Source organism: Luteibacter sp. (assembly GCF_051958795.1).
In the GTDB taxonomy this organism is placed as follows: Bacteria; Pseudomonadota; Gammaproteobacteria; order Xanthomonadales; family Rhodanobacteraceae; genus Luteibacter.
Genome location: NZ_JBQCFT010000437.1, coordinates 1 through 4,124, shown reverse-complemented (window position 1 = coordinate 4,124; position 4,124 = coordinate 1). Strand labels below are relative to the sequence as shown.

4 protein-coding genes are annotated in these 4,124 nt (G+C 69.2%); 3 read left to right on the top strand and 1 reads right to left on the bottom strand.

Annotation, left to right across the window (positions count from 1 at the left end):
* From ACTHLF_RS21575 to recG, 3 genes are all read left to right on the top strand, one after another.
* A partial coding sequence (locus ACTHLF_RS21575) for an ACT domain-containing protein (RefSeq protein WP_440330342.1) occupies window positions 1-532 on the top strand: 532 nt, incomplete at its 5' end.
* 145 nt (window positions 533-677) lie between these two features.
* Complete coding sequence (locus tag ACTHLF_RS21570) at window positions 678-1,061, top strand: RidA family protein (protein ID WP_440330340.1); 384 nt, start codon at window positions 678-680, stop codon at window positions 1,059-1,061.
* Between the two features lie 22 nt (window positions 1,062-1,083).
* Window positions 1,084-3,204, top strand: a complete 2,121-nt coding sequence (recG, locus tag ACTHLF_RS21565) for an ATP-dependent DNA helicase RecG (RefSeq protein WP_440330338.1) — start codon at window positions 1,084-1,086, stop codon at window positions 3,202-3,204.
* 124 nt (window positions 3,205-3,328) lie between these two features.
* Here recG and ACTHLF_RS21560 read toward each other — a convergent pair.
* Window positions 3,329-4,124, bottom strand: a 796-nt coding sequence (locus ACTHLF_RS21560) for a mitochondrial fission ELM1 family protein (protein ID WP_440330337.1), incomplete at its 5' end; no start/stop codon positions are given.

Below are 4,124 nucleotides of genomic sequence, written 5' to 3'. Positions count from 1 at the left end.
TCGCTTCGCCGACCAGGTGGCCAGCCAGCTGGTCCACGCCATGGGCCCGCGCGAATCGCAGCCGCAGGCGGCCGCCGAGCACGCCGTCGAGAAGATCCGCATCAGCGGTGCCGAGCGTGGCGTGCTCAGCTTCGGCAACTGCTGCCATCCGTTGCCGGGCGACGAGATCGTCGGCTTCCTCTCTTCCGGCAAGGGTATCGTCGTGCACCGGGTGGAATGCCCGAACGTGGCCGAGTTCCGCAAGACGCCGGAACGCATCGTGGCGATCGAATGGGATCGCGATGTCACCGGCGATTACCGCGCCGAGCTGCGTATCGAAGTGCTCAACCGCCCGGGCGTCCTCGCCACGGTGGCCGCCGCCATCGCTGACGCCGGGTCGAACATTGAGAACGTGGAATACATCGAGCGCGACAGCACGGCCGCCACGCTGCTGTTCGCGATCGAGGTGAAGGGCCACAAGCACCTCGCCGACGTCATGCGCCGCGTCCGCCGCACCGGCGTCGTCAGCGGCGTGTACCGCCACCCGCTCTAATCCCCAAGGCCTTCCCCGTAGGAGCCCACCCTGTGGGCGACGCCTTTCGCGACAGCGCCGCAGGCCCTGCAGCGGCGAGGCGAAAGAGGTCGCCCACAGGGTGGGCTCCTACTAGACTCTTGTGATTACCTCACGAGGATCGCCCATGACCCGCAGCATCATCGCCACCGACAAGGCGCCGGCCGCCATTGGCCCGTATTCGCAGGCCGTGCGCGCCGGTAACACCGTGTACTTCTCCGGGCAGATCCCGCTCGATCCGGCCACCGGCAACCTCGTGGAAGGCGATATCACCGCGCAGACCCGCCGCGTGTTCGACAACCTGGTCGCCGTGGCCGAAGCCGCGGGCGGCAAGCTGGCGGATATCGTCCGCGTCGGCATCTACGTGACCGACCTCGGCAATTTCGCCGCGGTGAATGCGGTGATGGCCGAGTACTTCCAGCAGCCGTACCCCGCGCGTTCCACCATCGAGGTCTCGGGCCTGCCGAAGGGCGCCCACGTCGAGGTCGACGCGATCCTCGTCCTGCCGTAACCGCAAGGGCACCGCCATTCCCGTGGCCCGCAGCACCAGCACGCCACCCGCCGCGCCCACCGCGGCGGATCCGGGCCGCGCGCCCCTGACGACGCTCGGTGGCGTGGGGCCGGCGCTTGCCGAGACGCTCGGCAAGCTCGGCCTGCGCGAGGTGCAGGACCTGTGGTTCCACCTGCCGCTGCGTTACGAGGACCGCACCACCGTGGTGTCCATCGGCGACCTCCGCCCTGGCATGCACGTGCAGGTGGAGGGCAGCGTCGATTTCGTCGAGCGCAGTTTCCGCGGCCGCATGCAGCTGAAGGTGATCATCAGCGACGATTCCGGCCGCGCGCTGCTGCTGCGCTTCTTCCACTTCCGCAAATCGCAGATGGACCAGTTGCAGAAGGGCACGCGCCTGCTCTGCTTCGGCGAGGTGCGCCAGGGCCCGCAAGGCCTGGAGATGGTGCATCCGCAATACCAGCGGATCGAAAGCGACGAGGCGGTCGTCGTCGATGAGCGCCTCACGCCGGTCTACCCGACGACGGAAGGCCTTGGCCCGCGAAGGCTCGCTAGCGTCATCGCGAAGGCGCTGTTCCACCTGCCGGGCGATGACCGGCTTGAACTGATTCCCGCCGAGGTGGGCCGCCCGCTCGGCCTCACCTCGTTGCGCGATGCGCTGCTGTACGTGCACCGGCCGCCACCGGATGTCGACCTGCGCCAGCTGGAAGAGGGCGGACACCCCGCGCAGAAGCGCCTCGCGTTCGAAGAACTGCTCACCCAGCACCTCACGCTGCGCCGCATGCGCGCGGCGGTGAAGAAGCGCAAGGCGCCGGCGTTGAAGAGCGCCGGCAGCTTGCGTGAGCGCATGCTCGATGCGCTGCCGTTCGCGCTGACGAAAGCGCAGGCGCGCGTCGCTGGTGAAGTCGGCCGCGACCTCGCCCGTGCGCATCCGATGTTGCGCCTCGTGCAAGGTGATGTCGGCAGCGGCAAGACCGTGGTCGCTGCGCTGGCCGCGCTCACCGCGGTGGAAGCGGGTTACCAGGTGGCGCTCGTCGCACCGACCGAACTGCTTGCGGAGCAGCACCTGCGCAACTTCCGTGCGTGGCTGGAGCCGCTGGGCCTGCATGTCGAATGGCTTGCCGGCAAGGTGCAGGGCAGGGCGCGCAAGGCGACGCTCGCCCATGCCGCGGAAGGCACGGCGCACGTCGTCGTGGGCACGCACGCGCTGATGCAGGAAGGCGTGGTGTTCCACAAGCTTGGCCTAGTCATCGTCGACGAGCAGCACCGTTTCGGGGTGCACCAGCGCCTGGCGCTGCGTGACAAGGGCGCCAGCGGCGAACTCATCCCGCACCAGCTCGTGCTCACGGCCACGCCGATCCCGCGTACCCTCGCGATGAGCGCGTATGCGGATCTCGATGTGTCGTCGATCGATGAACTCCCGCCCGGGCGCACGCCGGTGCAGACCGTCGCCATTTCCAACGAACGCCGCTACGACGTCATGGAACGCATCCACGGCGCGTGCATGGAAGGCCGGCAGGTCTACTGGGTCTGCACGCTGATCGAAGAAAACGAGCAGATGAACGCGCAGGCCGCCGAGGTAGCGCACGCCGAACTCGTGGCGGGCCTGCCCGACCTCAACATCGGGCTGATCCACGGCCGCATGAAGCCGAAGGAAAAGCAGGCGGTGATGGATGCGTTCAAGGCCGGCGAGATTGCGGTGCTGGTCGCCACCACCGTCATCGAGGTCGGCGTGGATGTGCCGAACGCCAGCCTCATGGTGATCGAGAACAGCGAGCGGCTTGGCCTGGCCCAGCTGCACCAGCTGCGTGGGCGCGTCGGCCGCGGTTCCATCGCCTCCACCTGCGTGCTGTTGTACCAGACGCCGCTATCGCGCCTGGCGAAGGAGCGCCTGCAGGTCATGCGCGAGACCAACGATGGTTTCCGCATCGCGGAGAAAGACCTCGAGCTACGCGGCCCCGGCGAAGTGCTGGGCACGCGGCAGACCGGGCAACTGCAGTTCCGCATCGCCGACCTCACTCGCGATGCGCACCTCATGCCGGATGTGCAGCGCGTCGCGGAAGCGATGATGCGCGACCACGCGGCGCGCTGCGAACAGCTGATCGCGCGTTGGGTAGGCGACGCCGCGCGCTACGTCGATGCCTGACGATTGACACCGTAGGAGCCCACCCTGTGGGCGACGCCGTTCGCAAAAACGCAACACGACCTGTCGGCTCGGCGCGGAAGATGTCGCCCACAGGGTGGGCTCCTACGAGATAGTCGATCGTGCGTTACGTCGCCAGGCCCAGGTGCCGGCGGACTTCCGCGGCGATCCGTTCGGTTTCGCGGAGGATGGGTTGGGTAGGCGGCGTGCTGGCCTCGATGTCGTGGAGGCGGCGGGTGGCGCGCAGTTCCGCGTGGAAGCGTTCGAGCCTCGCGGGTAGCGGCGCGCTTACCAGCGTGTGCACCGGCCGGCCCGTGGCACAGGCTTCGGAAAGCATGTTCACCGAGTCCGGCGTGACCACCAGCCGGTCGGCCCAGCCGAGCACGCCGGGGTAGGGGTTCGGATCGCCATCGCCAGGCGCCCACAGGAAACCGGGGACATCGTGGAACGCGGCACGGACCATCGGCAGCAGCGCGCCCGGCGTGCGCCGCGAGGCGACGGCCATCACCGAGCCGCCCTCACGCGCCACGCGCTGCTTCACGGCTTCCAGTAGCGAAGCGAGTCCGGTGGTATCCGGCGCACCCCCATGCCGCGGCCCACCGAGCAGGAGGCCGATCCGCGGGCATGGCAGGTCACCGAAGGCGGCGAAGGCCTCGCGCGCGTCGGCCAGCCACGTGTCATCCACCGGATTCAGCGAGCCCACGGGGGTCAGCACGTTCGCGCCGTGCAGCCCGTCGTGTTTCGGGGCGACGACGAGGTCCCAGTGCCGCGGCGCGATGCGCGGGTCGAGCACCTGCACGGCGAGGGTGCGGCCACCCGACCACGCGCGCACCTGGCGGGTCGCCCAGGCGGCGGCGCGGCCGCAGCCGATCACCAGGGTCGGCCAGGGCGGGTCCAGGCTTTCCGCGCGGCGCGATAGCGCC